This window comes from Microbacterium sp. K27 (genome assembly GCF_004794435.1).
Lineage (GTDB): Bacteria > Actinomycetota > Actinomycetes > Actinomycetales > Microbacteriaceae > Microbacterium > Microbacterium maritypicum_A.
Window position 1 is genome coordinate 52,584 of sequence record NZ_SSDK01000041.1, and the last position, 25,507, is coordinate 78,090.

Sequence of the window (25,507 nt, forward strand, 5' to 3'; positions counted from 1 at the left end):
GAAGGGCTATGGCTACCCCTCACCCCCTCACCACGACTGTCAGTGGTGCCGACGTCCGCGTCCGCTTCTGCCCCTCACCGACCGGTCTGCCGCACGTCGGCATGGTCCGCACGGCTCTCTACAACTGGGCCTACGCCCGACACAACGGCGGGAAGATGGTGTTCCGCATCGAGGACACCGACGCCGCCCGTGACAGCGAGGAGAGCTTCCGCCAACTGGTCGACGCGCTCACCTGGCTCAAGATCGACTGGGACGAGGGCGTCGAGGTCGGCGGACCGCATGCGCCCTACCGGCAGTCGGAGCGTCACGACATCTATCGCGAGGTGATCGACAAGCTCATCGCGACGGGCGCCCTCTACGAGAGCTACTCGACGGCCGAGGAGATCGACGCGCGCAACGAGGCCGCAGGCCGCGCCAAGCAGCTCGGCTACGACAACTTCGACCGCGACCTCACCGACGAGCAGAAGGCGGCCTTCCGCGCCGAGGGTCGACAGCCCGCTCTGCGCCTGCGCGTGCCGGACGAGGACGTCACGTACGTCGACCTGATCCGTGGCGAGGTCACCTTCCCCGCCGGTTCATTCCCCGACTTCGTGGTCGTGCGTCCGAACGGCGTGCCCCTGTACACGTTCGTGAACCCGGTCGACGACGCACTGATGGGCATCACGCACGTCCTGCGCGGTGAGGATCTGATGCCGTCGACCGCGCGCCAGCTCTCGCTGTACGCGGCTCTCATCGATGCGGGCGTCACGACGTTCGTGCCGCGATTCGCCCACATGCCGCTGGTGCTGGGGGAGACGGGCAACAAGAAGCTCTCCAAGCGCGACCCGCAGGCCGATCTGTTCCTGCACCGCGACCGCGGCTTCATCCCTGAGGGACTGCTGAACTATCTCGCGCTCCTCGGCTGGTCGATCGGCCCCGACCGCGACGTGTTCTCGCTCGACGAGTTCACCGCGGCATTCGACATCGTCAACGTCAACCCGAACCCGGCCCGCTTCGACCAGAAGAAGGCCGAATCGATCAACGGCGACCACATCCGGATGCTGGGGGAGAAGGACTTCGCCGAGCGGACGATCCCGTACCTCGCCGCGGCCGGGCTCTTCGATGAGCCCACACATGAGCAGTTGGTGACGGCGTTCCGCGTGGCGCCTCTCGTGCAGGAGCGCGTGCAGCTGTTGGGCGAGGTCCCCGGGATGGTGGGCTTCCTCTTCACCGACGAGGTCTCATACGCCGAGGACGCGCTCAAGGGACTGCCGGCGAATGCTGCCGAGGTGCTCGATGCCTGCGTAGTCGCTCTCGAGCCGCTGGAGGAGTTCACGCCCGAGAAGATCCAGGAGGCTCTGGCCGCGGAGCTGGTGGAGAAGCTCGAGCTCAAGCCGCGCATCGCCTACGGCCCTCCGCGTGTGGCGATCACCGGCCGCCGGATCTCGCCGCCGCTGTTCGAGTCGATGGAGCTGCTGGGTAAGGACGAGTCGCTGCGTCGTCTGCGTTCCCTGTCGGCGTTCCTCGCGAACTGAGTCGCGACGCGCCCGGGCGGCGGCGCACGGCACCGGTTTTGGTGTTCCGCCGCCGCTCGGGTAGGCTTGATTCTCGGTGCGAGGCTCCGGTTTCGCCCTTGGGGTATGGTGTAATTGGCAACACGACGGTTTCTGGTTCCGTTATTCTTGGTTCGAGTCCAGGTACCCCAGCAAGATGAAAACCCCCGCTCAGGCGGGGGTTTCTTCGTTAGGTGATGCGTCGGAGTCGTCCGCCGCGAGAATGACGCGTTCGGCGGCGGCCCCCGGCCATCCGTGTCAGCACGGAAAGCAGGGGGCCTTCGCCATCGGTCGTCAGGCCGCGCGGCGGCGCAGGCGGGCCAGCCACGCGCCAGCCCCCAGCAGGGTGGCAGCCAATCCCGCCCACACCCAGAGGATCGCCACGTCTGCTCCGGTCGTCGCGAGCGGAGCAGCGGAGCCGTCGGTTCCGGGTTTCGCCACGGTGCCGTCTCCGCGTCCCGTGCCGCCGTTCCCGTTGCCGCCCTCGCCGGGGGTGCCGCCCTCGCCGGGCGTGCCGCCCTCGCCGGGGGTGCCGGTGTCGGCCGTGGCGAAGTCGATCGAGGCGAGCACGCGGCTCTCGACGCCTGTCAGCACCAGTTCCGCACCTTCGATGGCGAAGCTGTCGACGCCGCTGACCGTGACCGTTGAACCCGCGATCCCGAAACCGGCAGCCGGCGTGAGCGTCAGGCGCACCTGGCCGCCGCGATCCGCAACGCCCTCTGCGGGCGAAACGGTGCCGCCGCGCACCTCGGTGCGATAGCTGAAGCGCACGGCCTGGGCCTCCACCGCGTCGACGGCGGCCTTCAGCGACTCGAAGCTCGTCCGCAGCTGTGCCTTCGTCGGTGCGACGGCGGCGACTGTGGCGACCGTACCATCGGTCGAGCCATCCCGCGCTCCCGGAGATCCCGCGAGCAGAGCCGCACTGTGGGCTGTCGCCGCGGCGAGAGCATCGCCGAGCGTCTCATCGAAGACGCGTCCGTTCGCCGCCTCGACCTCGTTGACGTTCATCAGCTCGGTCGCGTATTCGACGGCCTGGGCGAGTGCGGCAGTCTCTGTGGTCGAATCATCGGCGGCGAAGAGGGCGGCGACCTCGGTCGTGGACAGAGCCGTGTCCCACATCCGCAGGTCGTCCATGTCGAGACCGATGCCGTAGCTCTTGCTCCCGTCGACGCCCACGAGCATGTTCAGGCCGCTGGTCATGCTCCCGATCCCCGCGATGCTCGTCTCCCTCGCCAGCATGCCGTCCATGTAGGTGCTCGCGATGTTGCGCGTGCGGTCGACGGTCACGGTCATGTGGTGCCAGGAGCCGCGGTACTCGCCGACGTCGCCGGTCGCATAGACGCCGTCGGTGCCGTCGCCGAGCGTGAACTCGAGCTTGCCGGTGTTCGTGCCCTCCGGGGCGAGGTTGATGCCGGAGCGGTACCAGTTCGCCCAGTTCTTGTTGCTGATGATCGCACCGTACCCGTCGACGCCGGTGACCTTGGTCCAGAAGCTGATCGTGAGGTCCTTATCCGTGCCGAGGTCGAATTCGGGGCGGGAGCCGAGATCGACGTAGCTGCCCTCGCCTCCGCCGATCCGCACCGCTGTTCCGGAGGCCCCCGGGCGATCGGTCGCGATGTAGGAGACCGAGCCGACCGGCTTCGCCGTGGGCCCGGATGCCGCATGCGTTCCGGTGTCACCGAGGTCGCCCTCGAAGGCGAGATGCAGGAACTCGCCGTCCGGTGCGGGTGCCGGGATCTCGGGGAAATCGGGGAAGACGAGCTCGCCGGCCGTGCGCACGAGGCCGGTGAGCGGCTCCGACGCGTTCTGGAAGTCGTCGTACGCGGTGACCGTGACGGTGTAGTTCTTCGCCGGTTTCAGACCGCGGACGTCGAAGCCCATCGTGTTCGGGGTCATGTAGAACCGCGAGTACGCCTTGAACGATCCGGTGACGGACTTTGACGCGTTCTTGCCGAAGTCCGGCACCTGGTTCGCCGTGTACGCGACCGGGTTGCCGGCCTGATCACGGATCTCGACTTCGTAGTGGTTCACGAGCTCGTCGTCCTTGGCCTGGTCGAAGCGCAGCGTGAGGGACTCCTCGGCGACGTCCGTCGCGGTGATTGCCGCGGCATCCCACCAGGGTGCGATCTTGCTGCGCTGTGCGGCCGTGTAGGTGAACCCGCTCTTGCCCTTGGTCGTGTCGACCACCCAGGGCATGCCGACCCAGCGCTGATGGGTGACGTCGAATCGACGGATGACGGTGGAGCCGTCGGTGAGCACGGAGATGAAGTTCGCGTACTTCTGCGACACCCCGGCAGCAGGGTCTCCCTGATTGCCCCCGAAGTAGCCGCCGCCGAGGAAGTCGCTCGGCACGTCCTGGTAGATGTAGTTCATCGAGGCGTTCTCGTAGACCGTGAAGTCCTTCTGGAAGATGCTCGTCTCCGGGTTCGAGGAGAAGTGCGTGTGCGCCGAGCCGAGCATCACCTGCGGATAGGACGCGAGGATCCGCTGCAGGTCGGGACCTGCCATGTCGTAGTCGGCGTGGAAGGGCCCCCCGAGCGACGTGCCCGCGTAGCCGCTGTGGATCGAGACGAAGATCGGCTTGGCGGGGTCGTAGTCGGGCTTCGCAGCGATGTCCTGCAGCGTGGTGGTGAGGAAGGCCTGGTAACCGGTGCGCTGCCCGCCGTAGCCGAACGTGCTGGTGCCGTTGTAGTCGAGACCGATGAAGTCGATGCCCTCGATGGTCGTGTGGAAGTTGCTCACGTATGCGCTGTCAGCGTTCGGGTAGTGCCACGCGGGCGCGTCGGCCGGTGCATTCTTCCGCGCGGAGTCGAAGGTCGTGCCCATCAGATCGGCGATGTCGTGGTTGCCCTGGGTGAGCAGGACCTGCGACTCGGGGAAACTCTCGCGCATGACCCGTTCGACCGCGCGATACCAGCCGGCGACCTTCTCGCTGTCGCCGGCGAGGTGGGCGGAGTACTCCGGGTCGTTCGCGCCGACGACATCGCCGTTGTCGACCACGACGCGCGGGTCGAAGCCCTTGGCGTCCGCCCAGGAGCGGAGGGCCTGGAAGTGCGGCTTCGCGCCCTCGTAGGCCACCTGCTCGGATGTCTTGTCCGCCGTGGCGGCGCCCCCGAGCTCGGTATCGGACATCGTGATGAACTCGAGTGTGGCGTCGGCGCCGTTGTAGGCGTCGTTCGCGGCGTCGATGCGCTGTTGCGTCATCGGTTCCACGGCAGACGACGAGGTCGGGATGGCCGTCGGCGCGACCGCCGCCGCCGGGAGAACGGGGACCAGGAGCGTGAGCGCCGTCGTGGCCGCGATCATCCCTCCACCGAGTGCGCGGCGTAGGGCCGCCTCCGGACGGGGGCGTGTCGTCTTCGGGCGATCAGGGGTCAGCATGGGGTTCCTCGCAGGTGTCGTCGGGGTTCGGAAGGCGGTCGAGAAGTGTGGGGACGTCAGGGAAGCGCGGGCAGGGAGGGCATCAGTGAAGCGACCCAGGGTGCCGTCACGGCGCGGAGGTCGGGAATGCAGGCCGTCGTGCCGCTCGCGTCCCTGTGGTCGGCCCGGACCTGCACGACGCGGCATCCGGCAGCGACGGCAGCACGCACGCCGACCTCGGAGTCCTCGAACACCAGGCACGCGGCCGGATCGACGTCGAGCAGGCGGGTCGCCCGCAGATAGGGTTCTGGGCTCGGCTTCGTGCGTCGCACATCGTCCGCGGTCACGACGACGTCGAATACGCCGAGGCTCACGTTCTCGGCGACCGCATCGACCCATGCCCTGGTCGAGCTGGTCACGAGACCGATTCGGATTCCCTCGCGCCGCAGGTGCGCGAGTGCTTCCTCGGCACCGGCGACCCATTCCAGACGCCCCGCGAAGGAATCGATCGTGACGAGCTCCAGCTCCGCCGCGAGGGCGCTCGCACTCGCACGCGTACTCCCGAGCCCGATCAGAGCGCGGGCGGCATCGATGCCGGACAGCCCTTCGAACGGGGCGAGCTGCGCCGACGACACCGTTGTGCCGAGGTGTGCGAGGTGGGCGCTGATCACGTCGAGCCACGCCCGTTCACTGTCGACGAGTGTGCCGTCGAGGTCGAAGAGCACGGCGGCGGGTCGAGCCGCGGCGGGCCGCGCGGGGGTGGAACGAGGGGAGGCGGAGCGATCAGAGGCGGAGCGATCAGAAGCGGAGCGATCGGAAGCGGGCGTCGACGAGGTCACGGGACGATTACCCCGCTCCGTGGTGTGCACGGGGCGGCGTGCAGATGAACGACGTCTGAACGATAGCCGCCGGCGGTCGCGCAGCGGGGGACAACTGTGAACTGCTGTCCTGATCGCGCGATCGACGGTATCGCGGCTCACCTAGTCTGAGACGGTGCTACCGGCGACCCCGCGCTCCCATCGCGAGATCATGAGCGATCTGATGACCAGGATCATCGATGGGGAGTTCTCTCCGGGCTCCCGTCTTCCATCGGAGACGAAGTTGAGTCTGCATTACGGCTCGACCCGTGGCACGATCCGACGGGCTCTCGCGGGTCTCGAGGACCGAGGGCTGGTATCCCCGGTTCAAGGCGCGGGCTGGACCGTTCGTTCGGGCCGACAGAGTCAGTCGTTCGAAGAGCTGCGTTCGTTCGCGCAGTGGGCGCGGTCCAAGGGGCTGGCGCCGGGCGGGCAGGTGCGTCGCAAGGAGTTCGGGGAGGCGACCGCGGCGGAGGCGCGTCGCCTGTGGGTGAGCCCGCGGACGCGTGTGCTGCGCGTGACCAGGACGCGTAGCATCGACGGCCGCGACGTGATGCTGGAGCGCACCAGCTACCCGGACTGGATCGCCGATCGGCTGGCCTCGATCGCCGATGACGAGGCCTCCGTCGTCGAGGCGCTCTCGCGTGACTTCGGGATCGTGACCGCGTTCGCCGAGCACGCCATCGATGCCGTCCCCGTGTCCAGCGCCGACGCCGAGCTGCTCGGCGTGCGTCGGGCGAGCGCGCTGCTGCGGGTGCGCCGCGTGAGCTACACCGCGGCAGGCGAGCCGATCGAGTACGGCGAGGACCGCTACCTGCCCGACACCGTCACGTTCCTCGTCACGGCATCGCGGGACAGCACACCCCTCACGCGCACCGAGTTCTCGCGGTAGCGGATCAGCTCGCGTCGTCACCCCGCGTCGCGTCCGGCGATGTCGAGGGCGCCGAGTAATGTGAATACGTGACAGGAACACGAGCAGAAGCGGCATTCTCGCGCGCTGTCACCGCATTCAGCACGCCGACTCTCGACCTCCTTCACGGACGTTTCGCGCCCTTCGTCGTCGCGTCCCTCTCGCTGCTGTTCACGGCAGACCGGGCGTCCATCCCGATCGCCGACGCCCAGGCCGAGCTCGCCGAGATCCTCGATGAGCTGAGGGGAGCGGGCTACGACGATGACGACCGCCGGGTTCCCGCAGGGACCGGCCGCGACGTCGCGCGGAACTGGGTGCGACTGGGCTGGCTGGTGCAGCAGATCGACGAGGACATCGAGGTGTACCGACTCTCCGCGCACGCCGTCGAGGCGCTGGAGATCGCCGGACGCACGGGCGGGGGGCGCACACGTGTATCCAACTCCCGTGTGCGAACGCTCCTCGACGCCGTGGAGCACCTCTCCGACAGCGCCGAGGCCGATCCCGAGCGTCGCCTGGCTCGTCTTCGGAAGGAGCGGGCGGCACTCGACGCCGAGATCGATCGGATCGAGGAATCGGGCAGGGCGGATCCGCTCGACGATGAAGAGCTGTTCGAAGAAGCGGAGAACGTGCTGCACCTGGCACGGGAGCTCCCCGCCGACTTCACCCGCGTCGCCGAGTCGCTCAAGCTCATGCAGCGCGACGTCGTCGCCCATCTGCGGCGTGACGAACGCCCGACCGGCGAGGTGCTCCGCGAGTATCTGCGACGCGCGCAGGACGTGATGAACTCGACCCCGGAGGGGCGCGCGTTCTCCGGCGCCCTGCGGCTGATCGGCGATCCGGATCGCATCGACGCGCTCACCGAACAGCTGCACGGCCTGCTCCGGCAGCCGTTCGCCCGCATGCTCGACAGCACGCAGCGTGCCGAACTCGACGCCATCGGACGTCGGGTCGAGCTCGGCGTCGAAGAGGTCCTCGCCGCACAGCGTCGAGCGTCGCACGTCATCACCGGCCAGGTGAAGACCCACGATCCGCTGCGGGACCGTCAGATCGACGATCTGCTGCGCGACGTCATCGCCGCTCTCCACATCTGGGACGGTGCGGGGGCGAGCGACTCGCCGGTGCGCAGTCTCCCGCTCACAGATCTGGGGCACCTCAGGCAGACGGTGAGCAGCATCCGCCCGCCGGCCGTCCCCGCACCTCTCGCGGACGCCGACGACGTCGAGTTCGCCGACGTCGACTCCCGCGCGTGGGGCGGTCCGCGGTATGCGGAGCTCGAGGAGTACGTGTCGGGTCTCGGCCCGGAGTTCGACCTCGCCGCGGCCTTCACCCAGGGAGCCGACGATACCCGTCGTCCTGTCGACCTCGTCGGACTGCTCGAGATCGCGCACCGCAACGGCATGACCGAGGGCGAGGAGGTCTCGGTGGTCGAAGCGCGGCGTCCGGACGGATCGACGCGACGTTTCGCTTTCGGCGCCGTCACGGCGCGCAACCCGAAGGAAGAATCACATGCCTGAAGAGAGCCTCGTGACGGAGACGCCGGTCGAGGATCCGTTCATCGCCCCGGTCCCGATGGAAGACGACATCGAGGAGCACTTCGCGGGTGACCGCGGCACGCTGGACCCCGAGATCCGGCGCCTGCTCGCGCACATCCTCCAGCGCCGTTTCATCGCCGCGGAGCGCAACCGCCGGGAATGGGCCCTGCTGCTCGACCATCAGCACGTGATCGAGTCGCGCCTGAACGACCTCTACCTCCGCCTGGTCGTCGACCACGGCCGCGGGTTCGCATACAAGCAGCAGCTGCGCTCCGACGAGATCGACATGCCGGTGTTGCTGAAGGACGCGCCGTACACACGCGCCGAGACCCTGGTTCTCGTGCATCTGCGCACGGTCTATCAGCGCGAGTCCGCCGCCGGCGAGGCATCCGTGCGCATCGACATCGAGGATCTCGAGCAGACCGTGCTGAGCTACTTCAGTGACGTCGACGGCGGCACAGCCCGGCAGCAGAAGGCGATCCGGAACGCGATGGATCGCCTGGATCGAGAGGGCATCGTGCAGGAGGAGACCAGCGGGCGCTATCGTATCAGCGCGCTCGTCGAGGTCGTCCTGAGCGCCGAGACCCTGAAAGAACTCCGCGACTGGCTGCGGTCGCAGGAAGCGGTGGAACGATGACCATGGTCGACACGCTCTTCGGCCTCATCCCGGCGGGTTCGCGCGGGCAGCAGTGGGTGGCGGAGGAGCTGCAGCTGATCAACTGGGGCGGGTACGACGGCGGACCCCATCGTGTGCGCTTCTCGCCGCACGCGACCCTGCTCTGCGGAGGCTCGGGCTCCGGCAAGTCGACGTTGATGGATGCGTACATCGCCTTGATGATGCCGCACACGACGCCGTTCAACGGAGCGTCGAACGGTGGCGTGACGGGTCGCCCGCGCGGCGAGGAGCAGCGGAACATCCTCTCCTACGGGCGAGGGAAGATCGACGAATCCCGCACCGAGGAGGGCACGAAGCTGCGTGTGCTCCGCGGAGACGGGGAGGACACGTGGAGTGCGATCGCGACGACGTGGATCGACCACGACGGGTCGCGGTTCACGGCCGTGCGTGCGTGGTACATCCCCGCGGATGCGCGCGTCCTCGAGGACACGACGCGGGTCAGGGCCACCGTGAACGGGGCGTTCGATCTGGGACTGCTGGAGCGCGCGGCGACGCAGCGGCTCTCGGATGCGTCGGTGCGGGCGACGGGGCTGGAGACCCTCGCGACGGACCGTGAGTTCGCGGCGCGCCTGCAGGCGGTGCTCGGGATCGGTGCGGCCGGCTCCGGCGCCAAGGCCATCAGTCTTCTGGCGAGGATCCAGGCCGGGCAGCAGATCACGACGGTCGACGATCTGTACAAGAAGCTCGTCCTCGAAGAGCCCGAGACCATGGCCACCGCAGATGCCGTCGTGGCGCATTTCGACGAGCTCGAGAGCACGCGGATGAGGATGCTCACGGCGAAGCAGCAGGTGAATGCGCTCGAGCCGATCCGGAGCATCAAAGACCGCATCGTCTCGGCGTCCGAGCGTGTGCGCGTGATCGACGAGGTCGGCGTGTTCACGGATCCGACCTCTCTGGCCGCCCTCTGGAACGCGCAGCGACGCCTCGATCTCCTGCGCGACGTGGAGGTCGAGCTGGGGGATCGTTCCCGCGCGCTGAGTCTTGCCGTGCGCGAGAAACGTGCTCTCGTCGATGCCGCGGATGTCGAGCGCGAAGGGCTTCTCGACGTGCTGCGGCAGTCCGGCGGCGACCGTCTCGAGACAGCTCAGCGCGAACTCCGCGTCGCCGAGCGCCGAGTGGACGACGTCCGGCGGGAGCGGGCGAAGTTCGACATCGTCGTCCGCGAGCTGGGAGCGGAGGTGGAGACCGCCGCGCAGTTCGACGCCTTCGCCGCCGGCGTTCGGGGGTCGTCTCCGAAGTCCGAGATCCGTGCTGCCCGTGCCGCTTTCGCCGATGCCGAGAGCGCACGCCGGACGACGGAGGCCGAGATCCGCCGCCTGCGCGAGGAGCGTGAGAAGACGAGTCGCGTACGCGGAAGCATCCCCGCGCATCTCGACGAGTCGCGCAGCCTGCTCGCAGAGGCGGTCGGGCTCGACACGGCCGATCTTCCGTTCGTCGGCGAGCTCATCGAGCTGCGGACCGAGTTCGAGCCGTGGCGGGAGGCATTCAACCTCGCGCTCGGAGGCTTCGCCAGGACGCTTCTGATCGACGTCGAGCACCTCGCTTCGTTCCGCACGGCCATCAACTCCGTGCGCACCCCGGAACGTCTGAACTACGAAGGCGTCCATACCGGCATCCCCGAGGTGCGGAACGCCGACCCGAAGACGCTTCCCGGGCGGCTCGAGTACCTCTCGACGCCCTTCACCGGTTGGCTTCAGCAGCGACTTCAGGATCGCTTCGGATACGTCTGTGTCGACTCGTCGTCGCAGTTGGGCGCACACCAGAAGGCCCTCACGATCAGCGGCCAGGTGTCGCAGGGGAGTCGCGGTGCCCACGGAGGGCAGGGGCGAAGCAACGTCCTGGGCTTCACCAACGACCGTCGTCTGCGCGAGATCGACGAACAGCTGCGGCGGGTGACGGCGCAGCACGAGGAGTGCGCGTCCGCTGCGCACGAGGCCGAGGCCGCCCTCGACCATATCGAGGCGCGGTCCACATCCTTCGCGAAGATCGAGGACCTCACGTGGGAGCAGATCGATGTCGTCACGGTGGAGGCCGAGCGGGAGCGCTGGCTCGCGGTCGAAGCGGAGGTCACCACGGCCAGCCCCGAGATCGCGCAGCTCAAGCGCCAGGCCGAAGAGCTGCGGGCGCGGGCGGCGCGGCTCCGCGATGAAGAGGCGCGTCTCGGCAACGAGCTCGCTCAGACCCAGGAGCAGTGGGGTCGGGTCACCGACGACGTCGACAGCTGTCAGTCGGTCATCGACTCTGCCGCGGCATCCGGACTCGTGCTCGGGGACGGGCACGCCTCGTTCCTCGACAGCCGATTCCTGCACGCCGAAACCGGAGGATCCGCGACGGCGGCGCAGCGCCTGACCCATCTGGACACCGCCCTCAGGACGGCAGCTCAGCGCCTTCTCGATGACCGCCGCGAGGCGGCCGAGGCGCACGAGCAGCAGCGCGAGAGCATGCGCCGACTCATGACGGGGTTCCTCGAGCGCTGGGACACCCTCACGATCCTTCCGGATCCCGACGCTTCGGTCGGGGAGTTCGAGAGCATCCTGGAGGCTCTCCAGACCAACGGGCTCCACGAGCTGGAGACCGAGTGGCGCGACAGCCTGCTCAAACTGTCGGGAAACGACCTGACGAGTCTCGACTCGACGCTCAGCCGGTCGCTCCGTGAGATCAAGGACCGGATCGATCCGATCAACCGGATCATGGAGGAGCTGCCGTTCTACGACGACGATCATCGTCTGCAGATCACCCCCCGGGAGAACCAGACGGAGGCTCGCAAGCGCTTCCGCCGTGAGCTCCGTGAGGTGCGGGGACTCATCGATGCGGCGGCGACGGATGCGGAGCGGGAGACCGTGTACCGCAAGATGAGTCGCCTCATCGCGCGCATGCGCCGCACCGCCCCCGACTTCGCGGAGCTCATCGATGTGCGAAACCATGTGCGGGTGAGCGCGGAGCGCGTCACAGCCGCCACGCGAGAGCACGTCGCGCTCTACGATCACATCGGTGAGAAGTCCGGAGGCGAGTCGCAGGAACTCGTCGCGTTCATCGTCGGGGCCGCCCTCCGGTACCAGCTCGGAGACGCGGGCGCCGCTCGACCTCGCTATGCGCCGGTGTTCATGGACGAGGCGCTGATCAAGGCCGACGCCCACTTCACCAAGCGTGCGATCGGTGCGTGGCGCGGGCTCGGCTTCCAGCTCGTCATCGGTGCGCCGAACGACAAGTACAGCGCGATCGAGCCGCATGTGGACGTCGAGTACGACATCCTCAAGGACACGCGCGGTCGGTCCTGGGCCAAGGCGAAGGTGGGTCTGCCGGAAGCGGGGGTCTGACCGTCGGTCGTCGACGGGCGAGCAGCCGTATCGTCAGTCGCACTCCCCGAGGAACCCGAGGTAGCAGACGGCCTCGTGAGTGACTGCTGCTTCGTAGTCGTTGTTCGAGACCTGTCGCGTCGCGACCTCCGGCGTGCGGGTGAGGTGGCCGAAGTCTCCGAGCGAGGCGACGACCGATCCTTCGGAGTCCTCCGCGCGCATGCGATCGATCTCGGCGCGATGCTGTTCGCAGAGCATCGCCGCGGCGGGAACGAGCTCGACGCCGGCGCAGGCTCCCGCATACTGGGCCTCCATCGCGTCGATGCAGTCGGTCCAGTCCTGATCGACGGCGCACGGGCTCACGCCGTCGTCCGCCACCAGGTACAGACCGGTCTCGTACTCCTCGCTGTGGAAGGTCTCGGGCTTCTCGGGCGCATCGACCTTCGTCCAGTGCCGGGCGGTGGTGAACGCCACCACCACGACGATGATCGCGAGCAGCAGCAGGGCACCGACGATGGACAGCGCGACCCAGAGACCGACCCGGCTCTTCTTCTCCGGTCCGCCGGGGACCGGGGCACCGGGAGAAGGGATCGCTGTGGTCGGCGTACCGGCGTACGCCGGCGGAGCGGATGCGAACGCCGCTGTCTGGGCGAAGTCGTGTCCGCCGAGCGGCACCGTCTCGGCGGCCGGGGTCGTCTCGGGTGCGGGGAACGCGGGAGCGGCAGGCTCCGTCTGCGGGTTCATGGATTGCCAGTACGCGTACCAGCTCCGGGTGGCGTGCGGGTCGGCCGCGACCTGCTGGGCTTCGGTGTCCGAGAGCCGGATGCCCAGCCCCTGCCGGGAACCGGCGTCCACCAGTGCGGAACGGAACTCCTCGAGTGACAGCGCCATGTTCGTGATGATGGCAGAAAGCCGCCTCGTCCGACAATCCGCTCGCGAACGCGATGTCTCCGGCATCCGCAAGAATATCGAGGTGATCGGTATGAGGAGCTTCTGGAACGCCCTACCCACGGAGGGGCGGTGGTTGCTGTCGACGGTCGCGATCCAGACGCTCGGTCGCGGTATGACCCTGCCGTTCACGATCATCTATTTCCATGAGGTGCGCGGCTTCGACCTCGGCATCTCCGGAGCGCTGATGAGTCTCATCGCGATCACCGGGCTGATCGTCACAGGCCCCGGAGGGACTCTCATCGATCGCTTCGGCGCACGGCGGGTGCTGATCGTCGGGCTGCTGTCGATGATGGCGGGATGCACGCTGCTGGCCTACGCCACCCATCCGGTTGTCGCCGCCGTCGCGGTCATGCTGATCGGTGTGAACTTCGGCGTCTCCTGGCCCGGCTTCAACGCCCTCATCGCCACGGTGGTCGAGGGAGAGGTACGTCAGCAGTACTTCGGTGTGAACTTCGCGCTCGTCAACCTGGGGATCGGCGTCGGAGGCGTGATCGGCGGCTTCTTCGTGGACGTGACCGATCCCGCCACCTTCACGACGATCTTCCTCGTCGACGCCGCGAGCAGCCTCATCCCGCTCGCGCTCCTCCTCGGACCGCTCCGCCGTGTGCGCACGCAGCACGACGCCGAGGCCGACGCCCCTCCGGTGGGCGGGTATCGAGAGATCCTGCGGCGGCCGGCCGTGCTCTGGCTGACTCTTCTGACGTTCCTTTCGGTCTTCATCGGATACGGCCAGATGGAGGCGGGCTTCCCGGCGTTCGCCCGCCAGGTGTCACAGGTGTCGACGCAGGTCGTCGGCATCTCGTTCGCTGTCAACACCGCGGTGATCGTGCTTCTGCAGTTCGCCGTGCTCCGGCTCATCTCCGGCAAGAGGCGCACGCGGGTGATGCAGGTGATGGCCCTCACCTGGGCCCTGTCGTGGGTGGTGCTCGGGGCGACGGGCTTTCTGCCGGATACACTCGCCGCCGCCATCGGCGTCATCGCCTACATGGGAGTCTTCGCGTTCGGAGAGACGATGCTGCAGCCCACCGTTCCCGCGATCTACAACGATCTCGCGTCCGACCGCACGCGGGGCCGGTACAACGCGATCAATTCCGCGGCGTTCCAGGGCGGTGCGATCACGGGCCCACTCGTGGCGGGTGTGATGCTCGGTGCGGGACTGGACATGGGGTTCATCGGCGTCATGATCGTGGGAAGCCTGGCGGTCGGTGTGCTGGCGCTCGTGCTGGAGCGGGCGGTACCACCGGCTGCGAACGGCGCACCCGACATCCATCGAACGGTCGACGTCGACGACGCGCGGACGCAATAGGCTCCCCTCATGGCTCTGGAGTCTCTCTTCCTCCGTTTGGACCGGATCGCCGGTGGACGAAAGGCCGGCGTCGCGATCAGCGAGGCGGACCGCACGCATCCCAAGACCGTCCGGGCATTCACCTGGATTCTCTGGCTCCTGGTGGTCGAACTCGTCATCGGCGTCGGTGCGGTCATCGTCGCATTGGTGCTGGCGGTCGATGGCGAGTCGGTGTCGTTCGCGGTCTGGATGCGCACCCTCGTCGTGCTCGCGATGACCGCGACGTTGTTCTACTTCGCGTGGCGAGCGCAGCGCGGGTGGCGGTGGGCGTACCAGCGCCTGCGCCTGTTCGCCCAGATCTTCCCCGTGATCACGCTGGTCATGGCGGCGATCCCCGGCCTCTATCCGCTCTGGATGGTGTCGGAGCAGATCGTCTTCAGCCTGATCATGATCGGTATCGCCGACTTCCTGACGAGCGATCACATGCGCAGCACGTTCGCGGCACCGGACGTCGAGCCGACCGCGGAATAGCACGGTAGTCGCCGCGACGCCACTCCCTTCCGCGTATCCCACGGCGCCGCCATCCTCGATCGAAGGCATTCGAGGGAGGCAGCAGCATGGCGAGACTGATCCGTGTGGTTCCGGGGGAGGACCCGGGCTTCCGACGTGTGCGATCCGGATCCGGATTCCGCTACGTCGACCCGGCCGGTGAGACGGCGCCCGAGGCCGATCGGGAGCGGATCCACGACCTCGTGATCCCACCCGCGTGGCATGACGTGTGGATCGCGGCCGACCCGCTCGCGCACATCCAGGCGGTCGGCGTCGATGGCGCGGGACGCAAGCAGTACCTCTATCACCCCCTATGGCGAGTCACCCGGGATCGCCGGAAGTTCGTGCGGGCGCTGGATCTCGCGGCCGCGCTTCCTCGAGCGAGGGCCCAGGTCACCCGTGCGCTCGCGCAGGAGGGGCAGACGAAGGAGCGCGCCCTCGCCGTCGCCTTCCGGCTTCTCGACGATGCGGCCCTCCGCATCGGGTCGGAACGGTATCTCGTCCGCCACGGGAGCCGCGGTCTCACCACACTGCGGAGGCGGGATGTGCGGGTGGAGGGCAGCGAACTGGCGCTCTCGTTCCCGGCCAAGAGCGGCCGTACGGCGTCGATCGAGATCACCGACGAGACGCTCGCCGAGGCGTTGACCGACTTCGCCGCGGGGAAGTCTGCGGCCTTCCTGCTTGCGTACCGCCGAGGGCGTCGGCGGGTACGCATCACACCCGCCGAGGTCAATGCGTACCTCCGAGATGTCACGGGTGCCGCTTTCACGGCGAAGGACTTCCGCACTCTTCACGGCACGATCATCGCGGCCGACGCCCTCGCTCGGATCGGTGAGCTCGACAGCCGCAACCACCGGAGCCAGGCGGAGCGCCTCGCCGTGCAGGCGGCGGCGACGGCGCTGGGCAACACGACCGCCGTCGCACGCGGAAGCTACATCGATCCACGGGTGTTCAGTCAGTACGCGCGCGGACGGACACTCGATCTCTCGGTGACCCCTGAGACGGCCATCCGGCGTCTTCTCGGCGGACCGCAGATCTCGCGTAAGGTCACCCGACGAAGTGCAGCCAGACGACGGCGATGAGCATCGGCACCAGGGGCGTGGCCACTGCCAGGAGAACGGGCCACCATCGCACGCGCGTGTCGACCCCGCGCGCCCGATCGGCGAGAGTGTCGCCGTCGCGGCGGTAGGACGCCGGGTCCAGCGGTTCGGCGGCCTCGTCGCGATAGAGCATGGTGCGGCGTCCGAAGCGGTCGTACAAGGCAGCGATCACGGCGAGGAAGTCGCGCAGCTCTTCATCGTCGGTCAGGTCGACGGCGGGGAAGTACACGTGGAGCGTGCTGTCAATGATCTCCAGATCGAGGTCGGCGCTCTGGTCGAGGAGCACGACCATCAGGTCGGGTGTGAGCACGTAGAGCGCATCCGTCTCGTAGCCCGCCGGCACCGAAACCTCGAAGACGTCGCTGAAGTCGCCCTCGAGTCGAATCCGGGACGCGCCCGTCGGACGTCGGGGGAGCACGCTGAGTGCGCCGCCGCCGCGCCGTGATCGGAGCGTGATACGCGGCGCTTCGGAAGGAAGGGGGATCCGCACCGCCCGCACCGTGTGCATCGTCGCCCCCTCGCGGTCGCCGACGACGAACGTGCGCTCGATGCTGTCGAAGGGAAGGGCCGCGTGTCGGGCGTCCAGAAGATTCCGTGCGGTTCGGGCGCCGCGATCGATCTGCTCATCGATGGAGCCACCCCACACGCGGTCGCCGATATCCGTGCGGAACTCCCAGCCGAGTGTCTCTGCGACGGCGGCGAGAGCGGCCCGATGTCGATGATGCCGGCGAACGGCGATCGTCGACGAGGCGACGATCGCCGCGCAGAGAAGCATCGCGGCGACCTGCGCGAGCACGAGCGTCGCGCCGGTCAGGCCGAAGCCCACGGGCAGCAGGTAGAACGCGATCACGGCGGCGATGCCGACCGTTGCCAGCGACGACCCGATGAGGGCGAGGCCCCCCGGCACGCGCTCGTCGGCGTGCGGGGCGGACTCGCCTTCCAGGAGCGTCGGCACCGTCAGGGCTTGTACACGATGGCGATGTTCAGCTGATCGCCCTCACGTGCCCACGCGAGCCAACGCGGCTCGACCGTGCCGGTGAGTCGCTGGATCGGGATCACGTAGATCCCCTGGTCCAGCCGGCTCAGAGCGCGGAACTCGGGCTTCTTCGAGATCCAGATGGTGCCGCCCCCGTCCCAGGGCTCGAGGCAGGTGTACACATAGCCGTGCGCGCGCAGGTTGACCTGGTCGGCGAGGGCATCCGCTTGCTGCCGGAGTTCGGAGACGACCTCCGCGGGCACGGTTCCGTCGAGGGTGAAGGCCGCGACGTCGTACACGTTCCCCTCGCCGTAGTCCCGTGTGGTGAGCAGCGTCAGCTCCGTGACGCCCTTGTCGGCGGTGCGGGTCCACAGTGCGTGCGAGCTCTTGGCCCGCTTGTTCATCAGGAACCCGCCGAAGTTCATCTTCTGAAAGGAGAAGTCGTCGAGTTTCGCTGCGATCGCTGCACGTGTCGTCATGGGGTTTGTCTCCTCGTCCGGGAGGTCGCGGTCGGCCTCTCCGTCGAGCGAGCATAGGGGTGATGAGCACAGGGCCGTCCGACTCCGAACGAGCCCGAACGGCCGCCGTCCGTCGCTGCGACGGCGTGCCATAGGCTCGACCCATGCCCGCGCCGCGCAACCTCGACGAGCTCTGTCTGGGGCTCGGACGGATGCGCGCGAACGCGGGATCACCGTCGTATGCCGAGATCGCCCGTCGCATCGGCGGCCTGCGCGACGGTGCAGAGCCGCCCAAGGTGACCGTGTACGACTGCTTCCGCCCGGGGCGGAGGCGACTCGATGAACGCCTGGTCGGCGACATCGTGCTCGCCCTCGGCGGTGACGATGCCGAAGCCGGCATCTGGCGGGAGAACGCGCGTCTCCTCAACGGCGAGAGAGTGGGTGTGCACGTCGAGGTGACGCTCGATGTTCGGGACGCGGCGGGAGCGGACGTCGGACGGGAAGAGCTGCTGGCCTCGCTCCCCGAGGCCGATATCCTCCTCCTCACCGGTCTGCCGGGAGCGGGGAAGACCACTCTCGCGACGGCGCTGGCCGGTCCGTCACCCGTGCTCACCGTGCATCTGCGCGAATCGGACGTGGATCGTCCCCGAGCCGACCCGATCGACGTCCTCCGGCGGATGCTGGGAACCCTCGGCTTCCGCTCTCTTCCTTACGAGTTGTCGCGGCTGCGCGAAGGGCTGCAGTCCGCGGCGCGAGGCATGACCGTGATCATCGAGGACGCGGGCGATGCCAGGCGTCTGGTCGCGCTGCTCGTCCCCGGTGTGCGATTCATCGTGACGACGCGAGTCGACCTTGCCGACCTGGAGGAGCGGATCTCGGCGATGGGTGCACGCGTGGCGCGGGTCGTCGTCCCACCGATGACGAGCGCCGAAGCCCTCCGACTCCTCACCCATCTCCTCCGGGGGAATGATGCGTCGTCCGGGGCCGACGCCGATGCCGACGCCGACGTGAACGTCCACGCGGACGCGCTGCGCCGCATCGTCGCCGTCAGCGGGGGTCTCCCTCTCGATCTCGCGATGCTGGCGGGGATCGTGCGGGAGCACGAGGGCTGGTCGTTCCAGGATCTCGCATCGCGGTTCGAGCACGAGCCTCGTGATCTGCGTATCCGCTCCGTCCTGGAGGCGGCGACCCGGTCGCTGTCCCCCTCCGAGGAAGCCCTGCTCGCGGACGCCGCGCTGTTGGACAGGGATATCGACGAAGGAGTGCTCCTGGCCGCGGGCGGGGCGTCGTCCGCCCTCGATCTGCACCGGCTGCACGCCCGCCATCTGGTCGAACTGCGCGACGGCCGAGTGCGCATGCACGACACGGTCTTCGCCTTCGCTGCGTCTCGATCACGATCACTGCGCCCGTCGTCCACCCGCAGAGGGTTCGTGGAGAGGTCCGCGTCTGCGGTGCTCGCGCGGATCCACGAAGATCCCGACTTCGCCGCACGTGCGGTCACGACGGTGCTCGCGGTCGCGGCGGCGGCCCGCGAGCACGGCCTCGACTCCTCGGTGGAGCGGCTGGCGATCGAGGCGCATCCCGCGCTCTCACGCTGGTCGTTCTGGAACGAGTCGCTGCGGCTGCACGACCTCGCGTCGCGAGGAGTGGGGCTCGACCTGGTCCCGGACATCGCCCTCGGCATCGCGCACTGCGCCGAAAAGCTCGGGCGCCTCGACGAAGCGTTGGTGACCCTCAATCGCGTGCGCCGCATCGCCTCGGGTGCGGCGCTGGCGCGCACGTGGAATCAGATAGGCAACGTGCAGCGCTGGATGAGTCACCTCGATGAGGCTGTGGAATCGTACGAACGAGCGATCGCGCACGCACGGGACGCGGGGGACCGGATCGTCGAGGGCCGTGCCACCGGGAATCACGCCGACACCCTTCGTATCCTCGCCCGCTATCCGGAGGCGCTGGAGCGCTACGCGAGTGCCCTGTCCATGGCGCAGGCCGAAGGCGATGAGCTCAACATCGCCGTCGTCCGTGGCAACCGCCCGCTGCTGCTCCTCGCCATCGGTCGACTCGATGACGCGGAGGTGGAGCTGCACGGGCTGTTGGACGAGTCGAATGGCGAGCCGCTGCCCTTCGTCCGGCGCACTCTGGCCCTCGTCGCGGAGGCACGAGGCGATGATGTGCGCGCCCGCGAGCTCTGTGCGACTGCGATGCAGACGCTGGCGACCGCGGGCGAGTATGGGACCTCTGCCGACCTCGTGCTCCTGCACGCGCGTATCGACGGACGAGCGGGAGATGTCCGGAAGGCGAAGGCTGCCGCGGAACAGATCCTCCGTGAGGCGGAGCGCGCGGGCTCGCCGTTGATCGCGACAGAGGCTGCGAACTCCCTCGCCGAGATCCTGCTGTCTGCGAACACGGAAGACGCGGCGGATGCGGGCGCGGTCCTGCACGAGGCTGAACGACACGCGCAGGAGGCCCGGAGCATCGCAGAGGCGACCGGTGATCGTGCCGAAGTGGCACGAAGCGATGCGATCCTCTCGTCCATCGCGCGGGTGCGAGAAGACGAGGAGTCTGCCGAGGCACGCGCTCACGCGTCGGCGCAGGTCTACGCCGAGATCGGGCATCGTCTCCAGAACGCCTGATCCGTCGCACGAGGGTCTGTCCGCCTCGCCTCCGGATGCCAGGATGGAAGCATGGACACAGCCAACCTCACCCGCGAGGAGACCGCAGCGCGATCCGCTGCCGTCACCGTGCACCGCATCCGCGTCGAGCTCGATCTGACCGGAGCGCCGGAGCGTGCTCGGACCGGGTTCCCCAGCGTGACGACGCTCGAGTTCGACGCGACCACCGACACGACGTGGCTCGACTTCATCGGCGAGGGCGTTCAGCGGGTCTCCGTGAACGGGGTCGACCAGGAGATCGTCTACGACGGGGCACGCATCTCGCTCTCCGGGCTCGCCGCGTTCAACCTCGTGCGGGTCGAAGCGGTCGGAACGTACAGCCGTTCCGGTGAGGGACTGCATCGCTTCCACGACCCCGTCGACGATGAGACCTATCTGTACACGCAGTACGAGCCGGCGGATTCGCGACGCGTCATGGCATGCTTCGAGCAGCCCGACATGAAGGCCGAGTACACCTTCGTGGTGGACGCGCCGACCGGATGGGAGGTGCTCTCCAACCAGTCTCCGACGCATACCGACCTCGGCGTCGGGGTGCAACGTGTGGAGTTCGCCCCCACGCTGCCGATCTCGAGCTACATCACCGCCGTCGCTGCGGGACCGTACTCCCGCGTGGATGGGGAGTGGCAGCGCGGCGAGCAGAGCGTCACGCTCGGGGTGTTCGTCCGGAGGTCGCTCGCTCCGCACCTCGAGGCCGAGGAGATCCTCGAGGTCACACGCCAGGGTCTCGACTTCTTCACCGACGCCTTCGCCTCCCCGTATCCGTGGGGCAAGTACGACCAGATCTTCGTGCCGGAATACAACCTCGGTGCCATGGAGAACCCCGGTCTGGTCACGTTCACGGAGTCGTACCTCTCCCGCGGCGCGGCGACCGATGCGCAGCGCGCGGCTCGCGCCAACACGATCCTGCACGAGATGGCCCACATGTGGTTCGGCGATCTCGTCACGATGACGTGGTGGGACGATCTGTGGCTCAAGGAGTCTTTCGCCGACTACATGGGAGCGCACGCCTCAGCGGTCGCGACGCGCTATCACGATGCGTGGGTCAAGTTCGCCGCGAGTCGCAAGGCATGGGCGTACCAGCAGGACCAACTGCCGACGACGCACCCCATCGTGGCGGACATCACCGATCTCGAGGCCGCCAAGCTGAACTTCGACGGGATCACCTACGCCAAGGGTGCCGCCGTGCTCAAGCAGCTCGTCGCATTCGTCGGAGACGAGGCCTTCTTCGAGGGAGCGCGGCGCTACTTCGCGGCCAACGCGTTCGGCAACACCACCCTCGACGACTTCCTGGTGCAGCTGAGCGCCGTGTCGGGGCGCGATATGAGCGACTGGTCCACGGCATGGCTGCAGACGTCCGGCGTGTCGACGCTCTGGACGGAGACCGACCCCGAGGGACGACAGATCCTCGTGCAGACCGACCCACGGCCGCATCGACTCCGGATCGGGCTGTACGAGCGCGCGGACGGTCGTATCGTCCGCCGTGAGCAGCGCGAGCTCGACGTGGTCGGAGAACGCACGGAGCTCGACCTGCCCGAGGCCGATCTCGTCCTGCTCAATGACGATGACCTCACATACGTCAAGGCGCGTCTCGACGAGGGCTCTCTCATCACCGTCGAGGAATCCCTCTCGGCGATCGACGATCCGCTGGCCCGTGCACTCGTCTGGTCGTCGTTGTGGAATGCGACGCGGGACGGCGAACTCGCCGCGCAGCGCTATCTCGCGATCGTCCGCTCCCATGCGCCTCACGAGTCCAATATCGGGCTGCTGACGGGAGTCCTCGCGAACGCGATCTACACGATCCGCCATTATGTCTCCGCGACCAGCCGCGAAGAGGAGCAGCGGACGTGGACCGACGGCGTGTGGAGCGCGCTGGTATCCGCCGAGGCCGGCAGTGACGCGCAGCTCTCCTGGGCACGGGCGTTCGCGACCGCATCCGCTTTCGACGACGAGCATCATGCACAGGTGCGAGCACTGCTCGAGGGTGATGCGCCGGAGGGACTCGTCATCGATCCCGACCTGCGCTGGCAGCTGCTCGGTGCGCTCGTCACCACCGGACATGCCGACCTGGCCGATGTGGCGGTCGAAGAGCAGCGGGATGACACGGGCGACGGTCGAACAGCCGCACGCCGGGCTCGGGCATCGCGCCCGGATGCGGCGGTACGTCGCGACGCGTGGCAGTCCGCCTGGGAGGATCTCGCGCTCAGCAACGATCACCTCGATGCCGAGATCAGCGGCTTCCGGGCCGGCGGGCGGCGCGACCTGATCGCCGGGTTCGACGCGGAGTACTTCGCCAGGATCGTCCAAGCCTGGGACGAGCGCAGCATCGAGATCGCACGACGGCTGGTCATCGGTCTGTTCCCTGCCGGGGACTCCCTGGATGCCGTCGACGCGTGGTTGGCTGCCAACACAGCGGCGCCGGCGGCATTGCGGCGTCTCGTGGTCGAGCAGCGCGACCACCTCGCGCGGGACCTCCGGGTCAGGGCCGCACAGGACTGAGCCTGCGCGGCCCCGGCTGCTCAGCGTCCGAGGGCCTCCTTCAGGGCCTTGCCTTCGCTGCTCTCCGCCATCGTGTCCCACAGGTCGGCAGAGCTCAACGAGACGTACACCCCAGGCGCTCCTTGTCCGCCGCATCCGTCCCCGTAGGAGACGACACCGATCTGATAGGCGGTCTCGCGAGCGGGCGGCTGGCGGAAGAGGGGGCCGCCGCTGTCGCCCTGACAGGAGTCCTTGCCGACGACCCCGGCGCACAGGTTGACGTCGGGCCGGAAAGCACCGTAGCTGAGCTCGCACTCGGCAGTCGCGAGCATCGGCACCTGTACCTGACGAAGACGGTCGGGGAAGTTGGCGAGAGCGGTGTCCGTGTTCCCCCAGCCGATGACGGTCGCACTCTGACCGGGGCGCAGCAGGGCGTCCGTCCCCTTGGTCGGCAGCTTCACCGGGACGATGCCCTGGACAGGCGCGTCCAGCACGAGGAAGGCGACGTCATAGGCACTGTCGCCGGCGAGGTAGCGAGGATGGACGATGGGCTCGGCGCCGGGGGACTCGGACAGCCCGCGTTCCTGTCCCTGCGTACCGTCGGACAACACCGTACGCCCCACGACCACCGAGACGCCGTCGACGTCGATCGTCGGCAGACCGGTGAGGGAGTCCGTGCCGGTGACGCAGTGCGCTGCGGTCATCACCAGCGTCGGGCCCAGGAGCGAGCCCCCGCAGAAGGAGTCGCCGCCGGCCTGGAGCGAAGCCATGAACGGGTAGGCGTCGTTCGGGATCGCCTGGCCCCCGATGATGCGCGACAGTGCGCGTTCGTCCTGGTCCGGCGGCGTCGTGCCGTCATTCGTCGTGGCGCCTGCTGCGGGCCCGATCAGCAGGCTGGCGCAGATGACGGCGGCGCCGGTAATCCCGGCGCCGAGAATCATCTTCGTTCTGGATCGTACGGTCGTCATGGTGATCTCCGTTCAGATGAGTGATGGGTAACACGCTACTGCGCAGTCAGTACACCACGTCCGAAAACCTGTGGCAAGGATGAGCCCCGCACGTCGGTCGCCCGCCCACGCGCGCGGCCTCAGCAGGAGGAGGAACCGCCGGACAGCTCCAGAGCGGTGTCGTGGCCGAGCGCGCGCAGGTCCTCGCGATCGTCGCTCGAATGGCAGAGGATGGCCGCGACGGCTGCTGCCCAGGCGCGAGCGCGCATCCAGGTGGCGTCGTCGTATCTCGATGCCGTCGCGCGCCGGAACACGTGTCGGCCTTCGGTGTCGAAGGCGAGCCACCCCGCGGCGAGATCGTAGGCGGGATCGCCCGAGGTCACATCACCGAAATCGATCAGTGCGGAGAGGCGGTCGCCGTCGACGAGGATGTTGCCGGGGTGCAGATCACCGTGGATCCAGGTGCTCTCGGCCGCGGGTGCGGCGTCCAGGCCCGTCTGCCAGAGGGCATCGAGAGGCTCCGCGAGCGCTGGGGCGAGGTCGTCGAGGCGCGAGCGGATGCTCTCATCACGTGCACTCAACGGGACGCCGCGCACGGGATTCCGGGGCGCATCGACGGGCGCGTCATGGTGCAGGGCGACGAGCACCGCGGCGAGCTCTGCCGCCCAGGAGGTGTTGTCGCGACGGGCGCGACCGAGCGCCTGGCTTCCCGGAAGCCACGGCACGATCGACCACGGCCAGGGGAACATCGGCGTGGGTGCGCCGGCGAACACCGGAAGAGGGGTGCGGACGTTCGTGGGGGCGAGGCGGAGGGCGATCGCAGGAAGGGCGCGCTGTTCGTGCCTGATCAGAGGCGCCGCGCGTTCGCGGCGGGGGATGCGCACCGCGAGGTCGGGCCCGAGGCGCCACGTGACGTTGTCCCATCCCTCAGCGACGCGCGTCAGGGGAAGCGCTGCCCATTGTGGCGCGACACCGTGGAGGAGCTCTCGCACCTCACGCTCGGCGAGGGTGAGCTCGGCGGCGGGGGAGTCCGCCATGTTCAGAGATCGAGGGATTCGCCGGGCTCGAGGACGAAGAACTCGCCGCCGCCCTGCTCCGTGGCCCACTGCAGTCGCTGTCGGTGCATGTTCCTGCCGATCACGGACAGCGTCATGTCGTGGGTGCCGAACGCGCGGCGCGGGGCGACAGCGAGCACGTAGTCCATCGCGTCACCGATCTTCAGCCAGGGGGCGCCGAGCGGCGCGGCCAAAGTGCCGACGGCGACGCCCTCGGGAACCGCGTAGGAGTCGCCGGGGTAGTAGAGCTCGTCGTTCACGAGGACCCCGACGTTCTCGACCGTCGGGAGAGAGGCGTGGATGACCTCGTGCGTTCCGCCGAAGAATCGCAGAGTGAATCCGCCGATCTCCACGGTGTCTCCGGGGGAGACCACCGTGATGTCGTATCCCTCGGCCGCGCGGGCGACACCCGCGGGCGCGAAGATCGGCGTTCCGGGCGCTGCGCGGAGGAGGCGGTCGAAGTGATCGGTCGTCCAGTGGTCCGGATGCTCATGGGTGATCACGATTCCCACCAGATCGGTGAGGTCGTTCAGGGGTGCCGTGAACGATCCGGGATCGATCAGAAGGGTCTTCTCGTTCGCATCGAGACGGAGGGCGGCATGTTCGAACTTGGTGACGCGCATGGCATGAGTCAACTCCTTCAGGTCGCCCACGGCAAACGGAATCGGTGCGCCACGCCCGGGATTCGTCTCAGGGCGGCGCCGATTTGGCGCAGTGAGAATCGCCGTGGCATACTTGAACGGTTGTCGCGCGACGGAAACGTTTCGCCAGACGGCCCCATCGTATAGCGGCCTAGTACGCTGCCCTCTCACGGCGGTAACGCGGGTTCGAATCCCGCTGGGGTCACACAACAGAGAAAGCCTCCGGTTCGCCGGG

Annotated in this window: 18 protein-coding genes and 2 tRNA genes; 12 read left to right on the forward strand and 8 right to left on the reverse strand. The window is 68.3% G+C overall.

All coding sequences use genetic code 11. The annotated features are described in order from the left end of the window. Positions 1-8: 8 nt before the first annotated feature. Positions 9-1,514, forward strand: a complete 1,506-nt coding sequence (gltX, locus tag DW307_RS11600; RefSeq protein ID WP_029259059.1) for a glutamate--tRNA ligase — start codon at positions 9-11, stop codon at positions 1,512-1,514. 99 nt (positions 1,515-1,613) lie between these two features. After that, positions 1,614-1,685, forward strand: a tRNA-Gln gene (locus DW307_RS11605). A 141-nt stretch (positions 1,686-1,826) separates the two neighbouring features. Here the strand turns inward: DW307_RS11605 and DW307_RS11610 are convergent. Further along, positions 1,827-4,913: a LamG-like jellyroll fold domain-containing protein gene (locus tag DW307_RS11610; protein ID WP_136024817.1), complete on the reverse strand. Its 3,087-nt coding sequence runs from the start codon at positions 4,911-4,913 to the stop codon at positions 1,827-1,829. A 56-nt stretch (positions 4,914-4,969) separates the two neighbouring features. Further along, on the reverse strand, positions 4,970-5,617 hold the full coding sequence (locus tag DW307_RS11615; protein ID WP_168441033.1) for an HAD family hydrolase: 648 nt from the start codon (positions 5,615-5,617) through the stop codon (positions 4,970-4,972). Between the two features lie 304 nt (positions 5,618-5,921). Between DW307_RS11615 and DW307_RS11620 the strand changes: the two genes are divergently transcribed. From DW307_RS11620 to DW307_RS11635, 4 genes are all read left to right on the forward strand, one after another. Next, the gene (locus DW307_RS11620) at positions 5,922-6,641 is read left to right on the forward strand and encodes a GntR family transcriptional regulator (protein WP_136024926.1); all 720 of its coding nucleotides are present in this window, start codon (positions 5,922-5,924) and stop codon (positions 6,639-6,641) included. A gap of 68 nt (positions 6,642-6,709) precedes the next feature. Continuing rightward, entirely contained in the window at positions 6,710-8,173 is a 1,464-nt protein-coding gene (locus tag DW307_RS11625; RefSeq protein ID WP_136024819.1) for a DUF3375 domain-containing protein, read from the forward strand. Further along, positions 8,166-8,828 (forward strand): DUF4194 domain-containing protein, encoded by a 663-nt coding sequence (locus tag DW307_RS11630; RefSeq protein ID WP_021200404.1) that lies wholly within the window; start codon positions 8,166-8,168, stop codon positions 8,826-8,828. The genes DW307_RS11625 and DW307_RS11630 overlap by 8 nt, the downstream gene beginning before the upstream one ends. Further along, positions 8,825-12,184, forward strand: coding sequence for an ATP-binding protein (locus tag DW307_RS11635; RefSeq protein WP_136024820.1), 3,360 nt, complete (start codon positions 8,825-8,827; stop codon positions 12,182-12,184). Before DW307_RS11630 ends, DW307_RS11635 begins: the two co-directional genes overlap by 4 nt. 33 nt (positions 12,185-12,217) lie before the next feature. Here DW307_RS11635 and DW307_RS11640 read toward each other — a convergent pair whose 3' ends face one another. Further along, positions 12,218-13,054, reverse strand: a complete 837-nt coding sequence (locus tag DW307_RS11640) for a hypothetical protein (protein ID WP_136024821.1) — start codon at positions 13,052-13,054, stop codon at positions 12,218-12,220. A gap of 10 nt (positions 13,055-13,064) precedes the next feature. Between DW307_RS11640 and DW307_RS11645 the strand changes: the two genes are divergently transcribed. The 3 genes from DW307_RS11645 to DW307_RS11655 all read left to right on the forward strand — a co-directional run bounded on the left by DW307_RS11645 (position 13,065) and on the right by DW307_RS11655 (position 16,030). Further along, positions 13,065-14,420 carry an MFS transporter gene (locus DW307_RS11645; protein ID WP_342588936.1) on the forward strand — a complete coding sequence of 452 codons (1,356 nt, stop codon included), beginning with the start codon at positions 13,065-13,067 and terminating at the stop codon, positions 14,418-14,420. Positions 14,421-14,429: 9 nt separating this feature from the next. Further along, complete coding sequence (locus DW307_RS11650; RefSeq protein ID WP_021200408.1) at positions 14,430-14,930, forward strand: hypothetical protein; 501 nt, start codon at positions 14,430-14,432, stop codon at positions 14,928-14,930. An 86-nt stretch (positions 14,931-15,016) separates the two neighbouring features. Next, positions 15,017-16,030, forward strand: a complete 1,014-nt coding sequence (locus DW307_RS11655; RefSeq protein WP_021200409.1) for a DNA topoisomerase IB — start codon at positions 15,017-15,019, stop codon at positions 16,028-16,030. On the opposite strand, the gene DW307_RS11660 is transcribed toward DW307_RS11655, so the two are convergent. Both DW307_RS11660 and DW307_RS11665 read right to left on the reverse strand, forming a co-directional pair. Then, positions 15,996-17,003 (reverse strand): hypothetical protein, encoded by a 1,008-nt coding sequence (locus DW307_RS11660; protein WP_136024823.1) that lies wholly within the window; start codon positions 17,001-17,003, stop codon positions 15,996-15,998. The two genes, DW307_RS11655 and DW307_RS11660, sit on opposite strands and share 35 nt — an antisense overlap. A gap of 2 nt (positions 17,004-17,005) precedes the next feature. Next, positions 17,006-17,503 (reverse strand): hypothetical protein, encoded by a 498-nt coding sequence (locus tag DW307_RS11665; RefSeq protein ID WP_029259069.1) that lies wholly within the window; start codon positions 17,501-17,503, stop codon positions 17,006-17,008. A gap of 143 nt (positions 17,504-17,646) precedes the next feature. Between DW307_RS11665 and DW307_RS11670 the strand changes: the two genes are divergently transcribed. Further along, positions 17,647-20,115 carry a tetratricopeptide repeat protein gene (locus DW307_RS11670; RefSeq protein WP_136024824.1) on the forward strand — a complete coding sequence of 823 codons (2,469 nt, stop codon included), beginning with the start codon at positions 17,647-17,649 and terminating at the stop codon, positions 20,113-20,115. A gap of 51 nt (positions 20,116-20,166) precedes the next feature. Beyond that, the gene (pepN, locus tag DW307_RS11675; protein ID WP_136024825.1) at positions 20,167-22,650 is read left to right on the forward strand and encodes an aminopeptidase N; all 2,484 of its coding nucleotides are present in this window, start codon (positions 20,167-20,169) and stop codon (positions 22,648-22,650) included. 20 nt (positions 22,651-22,670) lie between these two features. Here pepN and DW307_RS11680 read toward each other — a convergent pair whose 3' ends face one another. The 3 genes from DW307_RS11680 to DW307_RS11690 form a co-directional block, all read right to left on the reverse strand. Then, positions 22,671-23,597: a S1 family serine peptidase gene (locus DW307_RS11680; RefSeq protein ID WP_136024826.1), complete on the reverse strand. Its 927-nt coding sequence runs from the start codon at positions 23,595-23,597 to the stop codon at positions 22,671-22,673. A 119-nt stretch (positions 23,598-23,716) separates the two neighbouring features. Next, positions 23,717-24,613 carry a phosphotransferase gene (locus DW307_RS11685; protein WP_136024827.1) on the reverse strand — a complete coding sequence of 299 codons (897 nt, stop codon included), beginning with the start codon at positions 24,611-24,613 and terminating at the stop codon, positions 23,717-23,719. A 2-nt stretch (positions 24,614-24,615) separates the two neighbouring features. After that, positions 24,616-25,254, reverse strand: a complete 639-nt coding sequence (locus DW307_RS11690; RefSeq protein WP_029265478.1) for an MBL fold metallo-hydrolase — start codon at positions 25,252-25,254, stop codon at positions 24,616-24,618. A 150-nt stretch (positions 25,255-25,404) separates the two neighbouring features. On the opposite strand from DW307_RS11690, the gene DW307_RS11695 reads away from it, so the two are divergent. Continuing rightward, a tRNA-Glu gene (locus tag DW307_RS11695) sits at positions 25,405-25,477 on the forward strand. Positions 25,478-25,507: the final 30 nt, after the last annotated feature.